A 16,181-nucleotide genomic window follows, 5' to 3' on the forward strand; every position below is an offset into this window, starting at 1 on the left:
GACCGCGCCGGGCAGTTGAGAGTATGGACCAGAAGCGGGAGCTTACGAGCGTCGACCTCGCCGCCCTCGTCGAGGAACTCGGCGCGTACGAGGGCGCGAAGGTCGACAAGGCCTACCTCTACGGCGACGATCTCGTCCGGCTGAAGATGCGGGACTTCGATCGCGGCCGCACCGAACTCGTCTTCGAAGTCGGCGAGGTCAAGCGGGCCCACACGGTCGCCCCCGAGCGGGTGCCCGACGCCCCCGGCCGGCCGCCCCAGTTCGCGATGATGCTGCGCAACCGGCTGTCGGGCGCGGACTTCGCCGGCGTCGAGCAGTACGAGTTCGACCGCATCCTCGAGTTCACCTTCGAGCGCGACGACGGCACCACCCGGATCATCGTCGAACTGTTCGGCCAGGGCAACGTCGCCGTCACCGACGGCGAGTACGAGGTGATCGACTGCCTCGAGACCGTCCGCCTGAAATCGCGAACGGTCGTCCCGGGCTCGCGCTACGAGTTCCCCGACACGCGGACGAACCCCCTGACCATCTCGCGGGAGGCCTTCTACCGGGAGATGGACGACTCCGACACGGACGTCGTCCGGACGCTGGCGACGCAACTGAACTTCGGCGGCCTCTACGCCGAGGAACTCTGCACCCGCGCCGGCGTCGAGAAGGCGATGGACATCGACGAGGCCGACGAGGACGTCTACGACCGCGTCTACGAGGCGATCGAGCGGCTCGCGCTCGACATCCGGAACGGGAACTTCGATCCGCGACTCTACCTCGAGCGCGAGGACGGCGACGGGGACGACGAAACCGACACCGACGACGCCGCCGAGCGCGTCGTCGACGTCACCCCCTTCCCGCTCGAGGAACACGAAGCCGAAGGGCTGGCCGGCGAGGCCTACGATTCGTTCCTGACCGCGCTGGACGACTACTTCTTCCGGCTGGAACTCGAGGACGAGGAGGAGCCGGACCCCACCGAACAGCGGCCCGACTTCGAGGAGGAGATCGCCAAACACGAGCGGATCATCGAGCAGCAAGAGCAGGCGATCGAAGGGTTCGAGCGCGAAGCCGAGCAACTCCGCGAGAAGGCCGAACTGCTCTACGCCGAGTACGGCCTGATCGACGACATCCTCTCGACGGTGCGGAGCGCCCGCGACCAGGATCGCCCCTGGGACGAGATCGAGGAGCGCTTCGAGGAGGGGAAGGAACGCGGCATCGAGGCCGCCGAGGCGGTCGTCGGCATCGACGGCAGCGAGGGGATCGTCACCGTCGAGGTCGACGGCGAGCGGATCGACCTCGAGGCTCGGCAGGGCGTCGAGCAGAACGCCGACCGGCTCTACACCGAGGCCAAGCGCGTCGAGGAGAAGAAAGAGGGCGCGCTCGCGGCCATCGAGGACACCCGCGAGGACTTGGAGGAAGTCAAACGCCGCCGCGAGCGGTGGGAGGCCGAAGACGAGGCGGACGAGGACGACGAAGACGAGGAAAGCGAGGAGAAAGACTGGCTCTCGATGCCCTCGGTGCCGATCCGCGAGAACGAGCCGTGGTACGACCGGTTCCGCTGGTTCCACACCAGCGACGACTACCTCGTGATCGGCGGGCGCAACGCCGACCAGAACGAGGAGATCGTCAAGAAGTACCTCGAGCCCGGTGACAAGGTCCTGCACACGCAGGCCCACGGTGGCCCCGTCACCGTGCTGAAGGCGACCGATCCGAGCGAGTCGTCCTCGTCCGATATCGAATTGCCCGAGTCGAGCATCGAGGAGGCCGCCCAGTTCGCCGTCTCCTACTCGTCGGTCTGGAAGGACGGCCGCTACGCCGGCGACGTCTACGCCGTCGACTCCGATCAGGTCACGAAGACCCCCGAGAGCGGCGAGTACTTGGAGAAGGGCGGGTTCGCGATCCGCGGCGACCGGACCTACTACGACGACACGCCGGTCGGCGTCGCCGTCGGCATCCAGTGTGAACCCTACACCCGTGTCATCGGCGGCCCGCCGTCGGCCATCGAGGGGCAGGCCGAGACGACGATCGAGCTCGAGCCCGGCCGGTACGCCCAGGCCGACGCGGCAAAGCGGATGTACCGCCAGTTCCGCGAGCGGTTCGAGGACGAGTCGTTCGTCCGCAAGATCGCGAGCCCGGACCGCATCCAGCACTTCATGCCGCCGGGCGGAAGTCGGATCGCGGAGGACTAGCGCCGTCTCGCCGGCGGAGAACGGACGCGGCCGTTCGATTTTAGAACGCGAGCGTCAAGAGGTAGATCGCCGGTCAAAAGCGGTACAGCTGGGGGTGCAGCGCTGGGGAGTCGTCCGCGTCGGTCCGCGTCAGTCCGCGCTCTGTCGCGGCACGTAACTGCAGTTCGTACAGCCCCAGGCGCCGTCGGTAAAGGAGAGCGTACCGGCACACTCGGGGCACTCGAACGCGTCAGTGGGCTGGTTCTGGATTGCCATCACCGGATCGAAGCGAGTCAGCACTGAAGAGCCTTATTATGATATCGCTCATAGAATATTAGGTGATATAGACGGGCGTGAGAGCGCCTCTCTCTCACTATTTGTGATTCGATATCCGAAACCGGTCCGCTTCGACTACCAACGTCCACGCCCGAGGGACTGTCCGCGTGAGACACATACTTCGGGGTCGCGGCTTTCCGAACCGTCTTTCCTCTCGGCCGGGACGCGCGATCGCTCGAGCGGCCGGTGCTCGCGGCCCCTTCGACCACCGATTTGCTTCGGGACAAGTCTCATTACGGCGTAGCCGATACCGCGGGTGTGAGTCTTTTGAGCACCGTGAGCACCGCGCCGATCGGACGCATCGAACCGGCGACGATCCCGCTGCAGTCCGCCGATACGACGGTCGGGATCGCCGCCGCCATCGTCCTCGCGCTGACCGTGTTCGTCGGGGTCATGGTCTACCTCGCGTTCGGCCCGCACAACACCGTGCTGCAGGACGACGAGACGCCGATCGGTCGAGTGACCGCCAGCAAACCTGATACCGCGGAATCCGACGCGGAAGCGGTGCAGGGGCAGCCGGCCGACGGAACGACCGAAGAGGACGCCACGGGCGGCGAGAGCGACGGGGCCTCGAGCACGTAGTCGGCGCGGCTCTCTTGGCCGCAGTTCGGCCTCGAGCACGTAGCGACGAATCGGAACCCGGCAGCCCCATGGCCAGCGTACACGGGCGCCGACGGTGACCGTCCGGTATGCCGGAACTCGGAACCGCGACGATCGTCTACGAAACGTCGGACGGCGACGTCGAGGCGGTCGACGTCGACAACGACCACATCGCCTACTTTCAGGACCACTGGCTGTTCGCCTACGACGTCGACGACGAGGGCAACGACATCGTTCGGCGGGTGCCGCACAACCGCGTCTACTACGTCGAACGCTCCGTCGAGGAACTCGAGGACACGTTCGATACGGCCGTCGACAAGGCCAAGGATAAACTCGAGAAGATTCGAGACTAACGGCTTCTCCGACGCTATCGATTCGCTCGAGCGTCAGGCGTAGCCGCCCCGCGGCAGTCGGCCGTTGCGCGCGAGGACGGCCATGGCGACGACGATCAGGGCGACGAAGACGGCGTAGCTGCGGAAGACGGTCGTGTAGCCCAGGCCCGCCTGCGCGAACGTGCCGACGGCGACGCTGCCGGTCGCCTGGATGAGCATCATGGTCGCGCTGAAGCCCGCGTAGGCGCTGGCGCGGTTCTCGTCGGGCAGCGAGTCGAGCAGGTAGGCGTCGGCGACCGGAAAGAGACAGTGGATGATCAGCCCCATCGCGACCGTGACGGCGGCGATCGCGAGCACGCCCTCGACGACCGTAACGGCGAGGAGACAGGCGACGAAGCCGGTGAGCGTCGCGAGCAGGACCGGGAGGTAGGAGAACCGGTCGGCGAGGCGGCCGGCGACGACGAACGACGGCACGCCGGCGGCGAAAAGCACCGTCAGCAGGGTCGTGCCGGTCTCCGAGGGGATCCCCTTCGCGGCGTCGAGGTACGTGACGTAGAAGTTGAACACGCCCTGCCAGACGAAGCCGGTGAAGCCGACGAAGACGATGCCGACGGCGACCAGCCGCCACTGGGCGCGGATCGCGGCGAGGAAGTCCCGATCCTCGGCGCCGGCGTTGGGCATCTCGGTGCGCCTGACGGCGAGCAGAAAACCCGCCGTGAGGACGAACGCGAGGACGGCGAGCGCCCCGAAGACGAGCCGCCACGAGCCGCGGACGATCGCGAGCGAGACCAGGATCGGCGCCGTGACGGCGGCGATCTGGGAGAACATCCCCCGGATGCCGACCGCGAGGCCGACCCGCTCGGGGAACAGTTCGCTCACGAGCGGGTTCGCGGCGATGAAGAAGACGCCCGTCGCGAGGCCGACGAGAAAAGCGCCCGCGATGGTGAACCAGATGCCGGGCGAGAGCGCGGTCAGCGCGGACGTGGCGCCGAGAAAGAGGCCCATTCCGAGGAGGGCGCGGTGCCGGCTCACCCGCGTGAGGAGATACCCCGTCGGCAACCGAGAGAGGGCGCTGCCGACCCAGACGGCCGTCGCCGCCAGTCCCGCCGTCGCCGGGTTGATCCCGGACCGGATGAAGAAATCGACCAGTGGCGCGAACGCGATCCGGCCGGTGTTGACCAGAAAGGAGAACAGACAGATGGTGCCGAACACGCCGACCCGGCCCGACGGTCGCGGGAGCCTCGAGTCCATCATCGGCGAATCGATCCGAGGTCCAGGTGAGTCGTCGATTGCTGCGACTGCGCCGCTCGAGAGACGCCGACTACCGGCACCGCACGTATCGGACCCATTCGTCGAGACACGACTACGGGTCGCGACGGTACGGATTTGAACCTCTCGATTTCTTATATTCGGTCGGGTTGCACTGGAGCAAATCGATGGTGAGGGAAAACAGGAAGTGATGCGAGGGATGCGAGCGCTCGCCGGCTCACGGCGGCCCGTCGACGGGACCGCCGTCGTTGGCGGCCTCGCTCGAGGACTGGACCTGGTTGTCCGCGATGCGGTCGCGCCACCCCTGCTGGTCCGCGTCGTAGGACGCGCCGAGGGCGATCAGGAAGCCGGTGATCGCGGTGACGAGCGCGATGCTGCCGACGGCGACGACGGCGACCGGGAGGAGCGAACCGTCCAGAACCTGCGCGGAGGTCAGCAGCGCCACGGCCGTCACGGTCGCGATGAGTGCGAGGAGACGGCCGAACCGGCCGCTGTCACCGCCCGTGTCCCACAGCTCGTTCAGAACACCCTCGTACTCGGTGTCTTTGCCGACGTTCCCGAGCGAGTGGACCGAGTGGGCGACCCACAGGCCGGCGGTGAAGTTCAGGAGGGCGACGAATGAGACGACGCCGAGTTGCCCCTCGAGGAGCAACCCCGCTAACACCGCGTTCACGAGCGCCAGCACCATCAGTGCGTGGGTGACGATCGATCGAGTACCGAAGTCTTCCAGGAGCGTTACGTGCGCGATCTTCATGGTAGATATTGGCACCCAAGCAGGATAGGAAGCGTCCCTAACAGTGGCAACTCCGGCCGCGCCGACGCCGAAAACGGCGAGCACGGCACCCGCTCGAGGGATCGCAGCCCACTTACCCCCGCCGCGAGAAGCCACGGGCATGCAGATCAAAGACCGGGAGCAGGTTGAGGGCGGGCGCGAGCGGGTGACGGTCGTCCCCGAGAGCGTCGACGACCTGTGGCACCTCCAGTACGTCTTAGAGCCCGGCGACCGCGTCGCTGGCGATACGACCCGGCGCATCCAGCGCAACGACGACCAGATGCGGGACACGGGCGGCGAGCGCGAGCACATGTGGGTCGCCATCGCCGTCGACGACATCGAGTTCCACAAGTTCGCGAACCGTCTCCGCGTGGGCGGCGAGATCGTCGCCTGCTCGCGGGAGGATCAGCTCGGCTTCCACCACACGCTGAACGTCGAGGAGCGCGACGAACTCTCCATCGAGAAGCGGTTCAAGCCGGACCAGGAGGCCCGCCTTGAGGAGGCCGAAGAAGCGACGGAGAACCCGGACGTGGCCATCGCGACCGTCGAGGAGGGCCAGGCCCACGTTCACACGGTCGCCCAGTACGGCACCGAGGAGCGGGCAACGATCACCGGCCCCACCGGGAAGGGCGAGTACGCCCGCGAGCGCTCGGAACTGTTCGCGGAACTCGCGGCCGTCCTCAAGCGCCAAGACGCCGACGCGATCATCCTCGCCGGTCCCGGCTTCACGAAGCAGGACGCCTACAAGTACATCGAGGACAACGAACCCGAGGTCGCCGAGAAGATCACGATGGTCGACACGGCCGCCGTCGGCGACCGGGGCGTCCACGAGGTGCTGAAGCGCGGCGCCGTCGCGGACGTCCAGCAGGAGACCCGCATCGAGAGCGAGGCCGAGTACATCGACGAACTCACCGAGCGCATCGCCCAGGGCGCGAAGGCGGCCTACGGTCCCGACGAAGTGCAGAAGGCCGCCGACTACGGCGCGATCGATCGGCTCCTGATTCTGGACGATCGACTCCGGAAGGAGCGCGGCCCCGAGGGCGAGTGGGACGTCGACGTCGACGAACTCGTCCGCACGACCGAGCAGAAAGGCGGCGAAGTGACCGTCTTCTCGAGCGAGTTCCCGCCGGGCCAGCAGCTCTCGAACCTGGGCGGGATCGCGGCGCTGCTTCGGTATCGACTCGAGTGAGACGGCGCCGAAACGCATAGAACGCTGCGCGGTCTCCGTCGGAACGTCCGCCCGTGACTCCCCTCGCGTTCTCGCTGTGGCTGCTCGCGGTTCTGGTCTACGGCGTCGGCGATCTGGTCACGACGGTCGTCGGCACCCGAACGGACGGCATCGTGGAGGGGCAGCCGCTCACTCGAGCGATCTTCGGTGAGCGGCCGTCGGCGCTGCGATTTGGACTGTTCAAGGTGGGCGTCCTGCTCGCGTTTTACGGCGGTTCCCTGCTGCTCCCGGACGACCGGTTTCGCGCGCTCGTTCCGGCGGCGATTCTCGGCGTCGGCATCGGCGTCGTCGTCCACAACGTCCGGACGATTCGCAACGTTCGCTGACCGCCACCACGGGGCTGGCGGGTCGCCGGCGACCAGCGAGCCGCGTCACGTCAGGCCTGCCGCACGTCCGCCTCGAGGTTCGCCTCGATGAGCTGAATCAGCACGGACGCGAACAGCGATCCGGAACTCCAGATCGCCGTCTCGCATCCGTCGTCGTCGATCACGCTCAGCAGGATGCTGTCGTCGTCGACGAGGACGATCCGCCCCGAGCGCTGGTCGTCCGCCCGGTGCACGAACGGCGATTCGACCGCGACGTCCTCGAGCGAGTCGAACGCCGCCTGCACCTCGTCGATCCGGCTCACCGTCACTACCGTCGCGCCGGCGGCCGCTCGCTCCTCGAGCGTCCGCCCGAGCTCGTCGGTCACGAGTTCCGGGAGCCGCGTGCCGAAGACGATCCGCTCCTCGGCCCCCGAACAGAGGTCGACGACGCGGTCGTCGATCCGGTCGCGGCCGCGGACCGTCCAGATGTCCTCCTGGGTCTCCTCGCCGGCGGCCTCGTCCCGGACCGACTCGACGTACGCGAACGCCCGCTCCTGCTCGCGCTCGAACCGGTCGCGCAGCGTCTCGCGCGCCTCGTCGACGCTGACCGGCCGGTAGCGGATCGGGTTCGACCGCTGGACCTCGAGCAGCCCCCACTCCTCGAGGCCGTCGGCGACGCTGTAGACCTGCGACCGCGGGACGTCGGTGACGTCGGCGACGTCGCGGGCGGTCCCCGCGCCCAGCCGGTGGAGCGCGATGAACACCTTGGCCTCGTAGCTGGTCAGCCCGAGGTGCTCGAAGGCTTCGACCGCCGCGGTTTCGTCCCGAGCGTCGGTCACTCGTCGTCACCCCCGCGGCCGTCGCCGTTCCGGCTCCCGGTTCCGTCGTCGGCCGTCGACGCGGGCGTGCCGCCGTCGCTGGCCGCCGGCGCCGGCCCGCTCGCGCCCGACCGATCGAACGACACGTCGGGCCCGAAGTACCGCGTCCACAGCACCAGCAGCGACGGCAGGACGATCACGCTGGCGAGGAACGCGTACGTGATCGTCAGCGCCGTGATGATGCCGAACTGCTGGAGCGCCGGCAGGATCGCAAAGGCGAGCACGCCGAAGCCGCCGACGGTCGTCGCCGCGCTGCCGAGCAGGGCGCCGCCGGTCCCCGTAACCGTGGTCAGAAGCGCCGACCAGACGTTGCCCTGCCGCTCCAACTCGAGCATGTAGCGGTCGCTGACGTGGATGCTGTAGGCCACGCCGAGCCCGATGGTGAGGCTCGTGATCATTCCCGTCAGCACGTTGAAGGGCATGCCGATGAGGTACATCGTCCCGAGGATCCAGCTGACGGTGAATGCGACCGGCAGCAGGGTCACGGCCCCCAGCGACGCGCTGTTGCCCGTCAGCCAGTAGGCGACCGTGAGGAAGGCGAACACGGCCACGAGCGTGATCAGCAGGCTCTCGAGGACGGTGGCGAGGAGGTCCTGTTCGACGATGTGGCTGACGATCGGATCGCCGGTCGCGATAGCGGTCCAGCGGCCGTCCGCGCCGTCCTCGATCGTCCCGGCGATCTCGCGCATCTCGTCGGTCGTGTCGTCGGCGCTCGCGTCGCCCCGGATGCCGATGACCAGCCGCGCGGCGTCGTACTCGCCGTCGTCGGTCCGCGAGAGGACCTGGCTGGCGGCGTCCTCGTCGACCTCGAACAGTTGGTCGTACAGCGCTGTGACGTTCTCGTCGGGCACCCCGTCGCCGTCGGTGTCGGCCGCGGTGAACGACTCGTTGAACGACTCGTTCTGCGCGGCGACTCGCTCCATCGTCGACAGCGGATCCCGCACGTCCGCCTCGCCGGTCGCCAGCTCGTAGGCGACGTCGCCGTCCGCGGCCTCCTCGCGGGCCGCGTCGATCCGCTCGAGGAGCGCGGGATCGGCGACTGCGCCGTCGACGAGGATCTGGGCCTGACTGTCGGCCCGCTGGAAGCGCTCGTTGACGAAGTCCATGCTCGCCTTGGCCCGGTACTCGCCGGGGCTCAGCCCGCCGGGCAGCCGTTCGGTCCAGGCCGGCGGATCCTCCGCGAGGAAGTCCTCCTGCTCGAAGCTGGTGTCGACCTGCGTCGCGCCGTAGACGCCGCCGGCCGACAGCAGCAGGACGGCCACGAGCAGGACGGCTGGCGCCTTCCGGGCGGCGGTCGAGCCGATCGTCAGGAGGTCGCTGAACCGGCCGCCGCCGGTCCCGAACGCGCGCTTGCGCCGATCGTACCCGCGGGCCTCGAGGACGGCGTCGAGTTCGACCTTGGCGGCGGGGATCATCGCGCCGAAGACGATCAGCGCGGCGACGATGCCGACGGAGCTGACGATCCCGAACTCGCGGATGGGGCCGATCGGGCTGACGAGGTTCGAGAGGAAGCCGATGACGGTCGTCGCGGTCACCCAGACGAGGGCGACGCCGACGCCGGCGAGGGCGGTCGTCATGGAGCCACGGACGCCGTTGGCGTTGGCGTTGGCGCTGGCGCCGGCAGTCCCGGCGGACGCTCGCTGTTCTCGGTGCCGCATGAAGACGTGAATCGCGTAGTCGATCGAGAGCCCGATCAGCAGGACCGGTACCGCGACGAACATCTGGTTGAACGCGATCCCGGCCCAGCCCATGAAGCCGAACGTCCAGACGAGGACGGCGGCGATCCCGACCACGCCGAGGACGATGTCGAGCAGATCCCGGTAGGCGACCAGCAGGGCGACCACGACGAACAGCAGGGCGAGCGGTCCGACGATGGCCAAACTGTCGCCCATCGAGCGGTCGATCTCGTCGGTGACGATCCCGCCGCCGAAGACGACGTAGTCGCCGTCCTGGGCGTTCGCGAGCTCGCGGATCTCGAGCTGGCTCTCGACGATGCGATCGCTGAGCGCACCCATCCCCTCCGCGCCCGCCGCGCCGCCGCCGGCGGTCGACTGGGTGATCGACGTCAGCCGGGCCTCGGCCTCGGTGCTGCCCGGCTCGTACTCGCTGGGCATTAGCCCGATCGCGAAGTTCTCCTCGCCGTCGCCGGAGAGCGTCCGTTCGACGGTGTCGTTGAACTCCTCGCCGTCGAGGTCCTCGAGCGCCTCGATCTGCTCGTCGAGCGGCGGCCGCTGGCCGCCCTCCTCGAGGGCCGCCCACTCCGCCTCGAGTTGCGCGGCGTCCTCCTCGAGAGCCGCGTACTCGTCCTCGAGGATGCCCATCGTGGCGCCGGCGTAGACGTCCTCGCGCTGCTGCCGGAGCTCCCGATACTCGGGCATCGACTCCGGATCGTCGGTCTCCTGCTCGATCTCGAACAGCCGGGATTCGATCTCGCGGAGCTGCTGGACGTACTCCTCGTACTCGGCGGTCTCCTCGTCGTCGAGGCCCCGCGTCGCGTTCTCCACGACGGCCGCGAACGCGTCCTCGCCGGGCCGCTGCTGGTACTCGGGGTCGCTCTCGTTGTAAGTGGCCTCGATCCGCTCGCGTTCGCGTTGCAGCGCGACCGTCTCGTTGAGCCCGGCCTCGAGTCGCTCGTGCGTCGCGTTCAGTTCCGCGCTCCGTCGCTCGAGTGCGGCGCTGCGGTTCTCGAGTTCGGCGACCCGCTCGTCGGTGATCGCCGCGATGGCGACCAGGTTCTCGACGCCGGTGATCGGATCCTCGTCGACGAGCGTCTCGTTGATGGACTCGTCGTTCCGAATCGCCCGCTGGAGCTCCAGCGAGTCGATCAACGACTCCTTCGAGAGGACGTTCTCGCCGCTCCGGTCAGCCCGCGCGATCAGCTGGACGGTCGTCGTGTTCTCCCGCCGGTCGCTCGTGAAGTTCCCCTCGATGCGCTCCAGAGCCTGGGCCTCGGCGGACTCGCTCTCGAACTGATCGAGCGAGGAGTCCTGATCGACCATCGGCATGCCCGCGCCGACGAGCGCCGTCGTCACCAACAGGACGACGAGTACGATCCGCGAGGAAGACGTGACGGCGCCGGCGATTCGGTCCGGCAGACTCATGCGATCGCCTCCGTCGTCGGGCCGTCGCGGTGGAGAAGCATGCTGTTGTTACGATCCTACAAACTCGACTGCGTATATATGTTAGGTTTATTATGTTTTAGTGAACGTCGTCGCCGGTGAGATGTTCTCGGGGGAGACGCCCCTACCGGCCCGATCGCTCCGACTCGAGGAGGGTCCGCTCCGAGGACGAACTCGAAAGCTGATCAGTCGATACTGACCGTCGTGAGATCTTCGGCGAACCGCACGTCGCCGTCGTAGCGGGCGCCGATCGACGCGAGCATCTCCTCGTGGCGGCCGTCGGTGTGGGGATAGCAGTGGGTGAGGTAAACTCGGCCGATGTCGCGACCCGAGAGGGCCCGCCCGAGCGTTTCCGGCGTCGGATGGTTCGAGACGTCGACGTCGTCGGGGAACGAGCAGTCGTGGGCCAGGATCGCCGATCCCTCGGCGAAGTTCGTCAGGCCCGCGAAGGCCTCGGTGTCGCCGCTGTAGGTGAACCGGTCGTCGAAGCGGTAGGCCAGACAGGGCAGGGAGTGGCGCGTCTCGTAGGCCGAGACGTCGAAGCCGGCGACGGTAAACTCGCCCGCGTGGACCTCTCGAACCCGCAGGTCGATCCGTCCCTCGAGGTAGTCGTAGATCGATAGCAGGTCGTCGACCAGCGCCTTCGTTCCCTGCGGGCCGACGATCTCGAGGTGCTCCTCGCCGGCCAGCCAGCGGGCCTTCACCAGCGGCAGGAGGTCGCTGACGTGATCGAGGTGGTGGTGGGTCAGCAGGACCGTCGAGACGTTCTCGTAGCCGACGCCGGACTGCTGGAGGCGGTGGAGGACGCCGGAGCCGCAGTCGACCAGCAGCGTTCGGCCGTCGTCCTGCACGAGAATACCGGTCTGGAACCGCTCGCCGGTCGGCATCGCGCTTCCAGTCCCGAGAAAGGTGACGCGCATGCGAGAGCGTGTGCCCGGCCCGGGCAAAAGGATTGCGCTGGGCCTAATCGGCCGTGACGTCGGTTTTGGGCCGTCCCGAGCCGGAATCCCGAATCACTCGAGCGGCGCCTTCAGATCGAGCACCGGCGATCCGTCGACCATGTCGACGCCGCTCACGGTCACCTGCGGCGGCTCGACCGCGAGCACCGAACAGGTGGTGACGCAGATCGGATTCGGCCGCTGCGGCGCTCGCGTCGCGAAGACGCCCCGATCGCCGTCGCGAAGGCGCAGGGTCGACCGGTCCGCGCGGTCGGCGTGCCAGACGATGTCGACTCGTTCCCTCGCCGCGAGGCCCTCGAGGGCGCGTTCGTACGCCGGCGAGATGACGACCTCGCCCTCGCGATCGGTCTCGAGGCCCTGCCTGGGCGCCTCAGCGCGCGTCTCGAAGGGCGTTCGGACGACGCCGATCGGCTCGCACTCGAGCGCTGGCGCTGCCATCGGCGACTGGTCGACGAGAAACGAGGTGACGATTGGGCCGAACGTGATCGGGTCGGCAGTCGCATCGGGGTCGCGTTGCGGTCGCGTCGCCGTTACGACGTCGACGTCGACGTCGACGCCGCCGCGGCGGCGTCGTCAGTCGGTTCCGCGTCAGCGAACGGGGCGCCGTCCCCGTCCACGTACTCCGCCTCGAGCGCGGCGCCGGCGTTGAGCGCGATCAGGCCGAACCCGACCTTGGTGAGCAGATCGAGGTAGGTCGTGAGCATGACGTCGACCGAGAGGGTCAACAGGCCGAAGCCGGCGGTACCGAGCAGCCAGATCACCGGATAGACGGACCAGAGGATGACGGTGAGGTTCCGAAGACCGGTGAACAGCGACCGGATGGCGTCGGCCTGTTCGTTCGCGCGGGCGGTCATCGGCTGCAGGATCAGGTACAGCAGCCCGACGTACGCGACCGCGGCGACGCCGAACAGCGCGAACCGGACAGGCCCGGTCAGCAGCGCCCCGGCGAAGCCGCCGGCCATGACGAGCGTATTGACGCCGACGACGAGGCCGAGCCGTCCCCGATCGACGTCGGCGAGCCAGCCCAGATAGAGCAGCAACAGCGGCGTCGTCAGGATCCAGTCGACGTACCGCGGCGCGAAGACCGTCCGGCCGTCGACCGCGAGCCAGCCGTAGCCCATCGCCATCGTCGCGTAGGCGACCGTCGCGATCAGGCTGATCGCGCCGAGCACCGTGTAGTACCGCCGGGACTCGGCGGCCGCGGACTGTCTGCCCCAGGCGAACGCGACGGTCCCCACGGCCATTCCGACGGCGCCGAGCCAGAAGACGAGCGTCGGCTCGATCATGCGCCCTCACCCGGATTCGGGGCCGCACCGACGCCGGCACCGCGACCGGTTCCGGAACCGACGCCGGCGTTCGCCTTCGCGCTCGAGATGCGCGTATCCTGCAGCAGCTCGAGCAGCGTCTCGGCGCCGTCCGAGAGGTCCTCGACCCGGCCGAAGACCTCGCGGGCGGAGGCCGACTGCGATTGGGCCGCGTTCGCGACGTCGTTGGCTTCCGCGGCGGTCGTCTCGGAGATTTCCGCGACGTCGTCGATCATGCTCGCGACCTGCTCGGTCGACTCGGCCTGCGTGTCCGTCGACTCGTTGATCTGCTGGATGCCGGTGTTGGCCTCCTCGACGGACTCGACGATCACCTCGAGCGAGTCGACCGTCTCCTCGACGGTCTCGACGCCGGTGGAGATCCGGTCGCTCGTCTCCCGGATGTCCTCGACGGTCGTCTGGGTCTGTCCCTGGATCCGCTCGATGGAATTTTCGATCTCCGTCGTCGCCTCCTTGGTCTCCTCGGCGAGGCTCTTGACCTCGCTCGCGACGACGGCGAACCCGTCGCCGTCGCCGTTCGCGTGGGCCGCCTCGATCGAGGCGTTGAGCGCGAGCAGGTTCGTCTGCTCGGCGATGTCCGCGATGATCTCGGTGATCTCGCCGACCTCCTGGATCTCCTCGTGGAGCCGTTCGATCGCCGCGACCGAGGCGTCGGTCTGGGCCTCGACCTCGTTCATCTCCGCGATCGCCGCCTCGGCGGTCTCGAGCCCGTTCTCGCTCGCCTGGGCGGCCTCGTGGGAGGTCGCGGCGACCTGGGCGGCGCTGGCGGCCATCTCCTCGGTCGTCGCGGAGATGTCGTCCATCTCCGCCGCGATCTCCCGCATCTTCTCGGTCTGGCTGTCGGCGCCCTCCGAAATCTCCGCGATGGTGTCGCTGACGTCCTCGCTGGCGTCCATCACGGACTCGGCGTTCGCGCGGACGTCCTGACTCGCGTCGGAGACGTCCGTCGCGAAGCCCTGAATGCGGCCGACCAGCGCCTCGATCCCGTCCATCATCTCGTTGAACGAGGTCGCGATCGACTCCATCGCCTCGGTCTCGCCGTCGGCCTCGACCTCGAGACGCTGGGTCAGATCGCCGTCGGCGCAGCGGGCCATCACCTCGCCGAAGCGCTCGGCCTCGGCCTCGAGGTCGGCGTTGACCTCGGCGACCCGTTCGCGCTCGCGTTCGGCCGCAGCCCGCGCCTCCTCGGCTTCCTCGCGGGCCTGCTCGGCACGTTCGCGCTCGCGCTCGGCTTCTTCCTTGGCGGCTTCGGTCTCCTCGAGCGACTCCCGCAGCGAGGTGCGCATCTCGTCGAACGACTCGTAGAGGTCGCCGATCTCGTCCTCCCGCCGCGTCGAGAGGTCGACGTCGAGTTCGCCTTCCCCCATGCGCGTTGCGCGGGCGGACAGCGAGGACAGCGCCGCCGCCGTGTTCCCCCCGACTGTCGCCGCGACGAGACCGAGATTGATCACCGTCAGGACGAGCAGCCCGAGGATCCCCGAGGTCGCGGCCTCGCCGACCGCGGCCGCGTCGCCGGCCTCGAGCGCCGCCGTCACCTCGAGGTACGCCGCCCCGCCGAAGGCGAACGTGACCCCGATCACCAGCGCGAAGATCGCGCCGAGTTTCGCCGTGTAACTCCGGCGAGCGCGGGCCGGAACTAACGTCTGTGCTACATTCATAAGCTACCCTGACGGTCACGCTGGGTTAAGGGTGGTGGCCACGCTGTTGGGGCGAAAGACGGTCGAGATAGTGCTTTCGGCCGCCGCCGACCGAGCAGCTTCGACGACCGACGCCGAAACGGACGAGAGCGGAATCGCGACGGCGTGCTATCCGACCGACCGATTCGGGCTAGTTCCCGCCGCGTCGGAATCGACGAGGGTGTCGCAAGGCCGGACGACGAACTCTCACACAGAAGGCCAGTGTTTCCCCCGAATCCGCACCTCGAGTACTACGACAAGCTGCTGGTCGCCATCGTCGGGAGCCTCGCGCTCGGGGTGGCGATCGGGCTCGCGACGTCGGTCGCCGTCCTGACCGGCCTCGCCGGCGGCGCCGCGCTCGCGACGGTGTTCGTCTACGACGCGATCGTTCGGAACCCGCCGATCCCGACGGCGTCGGCCCGGGCGAAAGCCGCTGCGGTCGTCTGGCACGTCTTCCTCGTCGCGACGATCGGCGCCGCCATCTGAGCGACGGCCCTTCGCTGTTGCTTCCGACGCGATGATGCCCGGTCATCACGCGAAGAACGCGCCGAGAACCGGGAGGAGCCAGACGAGCACGTGCGCACCGACGACCGGAACCAGCGTGCGACGGCTGAGGTAGACGACGACGAAGATCGCGGTGACCGCGGCGACCTGCAGCAGGTTCCCGAGTGGCCAAGCGACCGCGTGGGCGAGCGTGAACACAAGCCACGTGAGGCCGCCGGCAACGAGCGGACTGCCGGAGTATTCGAGGAGCCGTTCGATCGCGTACCCCCGGTACAGGATCTCCTCGACGACGCCGGCCGTGACCGCCGCCGCGAGCGCGACCGGGAGACTCGGTAGCTCCGCGATGCCGCCCGCACCGGACTCGACCGGCAGTCCGAGCGCCGCCACGAGCGGCCCGGTGGCGATAAAGATCGCCAGCGCGCCCGCGGCCGCCGCGACCAGGTAGCCGAGGTCGATCCACGCCGGCCGTCGGAAGCCGATCGACGACGGGGAACGCCCTTCGACGCCGACCGTGACCGCGACGACCGCGATCGCGACGAGCCACTGGAGCGCGAGCGATACCGGTTGCGACAGCTCGAGCGCCGACGCCGCGAACGCGAGCGCGGGAAGCGCGACCAGCGCGATCACGAGCGTCACGCCGGTGACCGGCGGGATCGCCTCGAGTCCCGGCGGCGACCGCGTTTCGGTCGTCGGTCGTCCCATGGTCGTCGGTCTCCACGCAGCGC

16 protein-coding genes are annotated in these 16,181 nt (G+C 68.5%); 6 read left to right on the forward strand and 10 right to left on the reverse strand.

What is annotated here, in order from left to right; genetic code table 11:
- Window positions 1-23: 23 nt before the first annotated feature.
- On the forward strand, window positions 24-2,177 hold the full coding sequence (gene rqcH, locus ACYQ26_RS09795; protein WP_459808711.1) for a ribosome rescue protein RqcH: 2,154 nt from the start codon (window positions 24-26) through the stop codon (window positions 2,175-2,177).
- Window positions 2,178-2,306: 129 nt separating this feature from the next.
- On the opposite strand, the gene ACYQ26_RS09800 is transcribed toward rqcH, so the two are convergent.
- A complete protein-coding gene (locus ACYQ26_RS09800) occupies window positions 2,307-2,432 on the reverse strand; it encodes a hypothetical protein (RefSeq protein ID WP_459808712.1) in 126 nt (41 codons plus the stop codon).
- Window positions 2,433-2,768: 336 nt separating this feature from the next.
- Between ACYQ26_RS09800 and ACYQ26_RS09805 the strand changes: the two genes are divergently transcribed.
- Entirely contained in the window at window positions 2,769-3,074 is a 306-nt protein-coding gene (locus ACYQ26_RS09805) for a hypothetical protein (protein WP_459808713.1), read from the forward strand.
- 107 nt (window positions 3,075-3,181) lie between these two features.
- Window positions 3,182-3,445: a hypothetical protein gene (locus ACYQ26_RS09810; protein ID WP_459808714.1), complete on the forward strand. Its 264-nt coding sequence runs from the start codon at window positions 3,182-3,184 to the stop codon at window positions 3,443-3,445.
- Between the two features lie 33 nt (window positions 3,446-3,478).
- On the opposite strand, the gene ACYQ26_RS09815 is transcribed toward ACYQ26_RS09810, so the two are convergent.
- Window positions 3,479-4,675, reverse strand: coding sequence for an MFS transporter (locus ACYQ26_RS09815; protein WP_459808715.1), 1,197 nt, complete (start codon window positions 4,673-4,675; stop codon window positions 3,479-3,481).
- Between the two features lie 235 nt (window positions 4,676-4,910).
- Entirely contained in the window at window positions 4,911-5,447 is a 537-nt protein-coding gene (locus ACYQ26_RS09820; RefSeq protein ID WP_459808716.1) for a hypothetical protein, read from the reverse strand.
- Between the two features lie 139 nt (window positions 5,448-5,586).
- Between ACYQ26_RS09820 and ACYQ26_RS09825 the strand changes: the two genes are divergently transcribed.
- The gene (locus ACYQ26_RS09825; RefSeq protein ID WP_459808717.1) at window positions 5,587-6,654 is read left to right on the forward strand and encodes an mRNA surveillance protein pelota; all 1,068 of its coding nucleotides are present in this window, start codon (window positions 5,587-5,589) and stop codon (window positions 6,652-6,654) included.
- Window positions 6,655-6,707: 53 nt separating this feature from the next.
- Window positions 6,708-7,019, forward strand: a complete 312-nt coding sequence (locus ACYQ26_RS09830; protein ID WP_459808718.1) for a DUF5658 family protein — start codon at window positions 6,708-6,710, stop codon at window positions 7,017-7,019.
- 50 nt (window positions 7,020-7,069) lie between these two features.
- Here the strand turns inward: ACYQ26_RS09830 and ACYQ26_RS09835 are convergent, their stop codons facing one another.
- The 6 genes from ACYQ26_RS09835 to ACYQ26_RS09860 all read right to left on the reverse strand — a co-directional run bounded on the left by ACYQ26_RS09835 (window position 7,070) and on the right by ACYQ26_RS09860 (window position 14,934).
- Window positions 7,070-7,837, reverse strand: a complete 768-nt coding sequence (locus tag ACYQ26_RS09835; RefSeq protein WP_459808719.1) for a TrmB family transcriptional regulator — start codon at window positions 7,835-7,837, stop codon at window positions 7,070-7,072.
- Window positions 7,834-10,977: an efflux RND transporter permease subunit gene (locus ACYQ26_RS09840; RefSeq protein WP_459808720.1), complete on the reverse strand. Its 3,144-nt coding sequence runs from the start codon at window positions 10,975-10,977 to the stop codon at window positions 7,834-7,836. Before ACYQ26_RS09840 ends, ACYQ26_RS09835 begins: the two co-directional genes overlap by 4 nt.
- A 203-nt stretch (window positions 10,978-11,180) precedes the next feature.
- Window positions 11,181-11,915 (reverse strand): MBL fold metallo-hydrolase, encoded by a 735-nt coding sequence (locus tag ACYQ26_RS09845; RefSeq protein WP_459808721.1) that lies wholly within the window; start codon window positions 11,913-11,915, stop codon window positions 11,181-11,183.
- A gap of 93 nt (window positions 11,916-12,008) precedes the next feature.
- Window positions 12,009-12,392, reverse strand: a complete 384-nt coding sequence (gene tsaA, locus ACYQ26_RS09850; RefSeq protein WP_459808722.1) for a tRNA (N6-threonylcarbamoyladenosine(37)-N6)-methyltransferase TrmO — start codon at window positions 12,390-12,392, stop codon at window positions 12,009-12,011.
- A 92-nt stretch (window positions 12,393-12,484) separates the two neighbouring features.
- Window positions 12,485-13,240 (reverse strand): bacteriorhodopsin, encoded by a 756-nt coding sequence (locus ACYQ26_RS09855; protein WP_459808723.1) that lies wholly within the window; start codon window positions 13,238-13,240, stop codon window positions 12,485-12,487.
- Window positions 13,237-14,934 (reverse strand): methyl-accepting chemotaxis protein, encoded by a 1,698-nt coding sequence (locus ACYQ26_RS09860; RefSeq protein WP_459808724.1) that lies wholly within the window; start codon window positions 14,932-14,934, stop codon window positions 13,237-13,239. Before ACYQ26_RS09860 ends, ACYQ26_RS09855 begins: the two co-directional genes overlap by 4 nt.
- A gap of 240 nt (window positions 14,935-15,174) precedes the next feature.
- Between ACYQ26_RS09860 and ACYQ26_RS09865 the strand changes: the two genes are divergently transcribed.
- On the forward strand, window positions 15,175-15,438 hold the full coding sequence (locus ACYQ26_RS09865) for a DUF8015 family protein (RefSeq protein ID WP_459808725.1): 264 nt from the start codon (window positions 15,175-15,177) through the stop codon (window positions 15,436-15,438).
- 45 nt (window positions 15,439-15,483) lie between these two features.
- Here the strand turns inward: ACYQ26_RS09865 and ACYQ26_RS09870 are convergent, their stop codons facing one another.
- A complete protein-coding gene (locus ACYQ26_RS09870; protein WP_459808726.1) occupies window positions 15,484-16,158 on the reverse strand; it encodes a CPBP family intramembrane glutamic endopeptidase in 675 nt (224 codons plus the stop codon).
- Between the last annotated feature and the right edge of the window lie 23 nt (window positions 16,159-16,181).

It is taken from the genome of Halopiger thermotolerans (assembly GCF_054654555.1).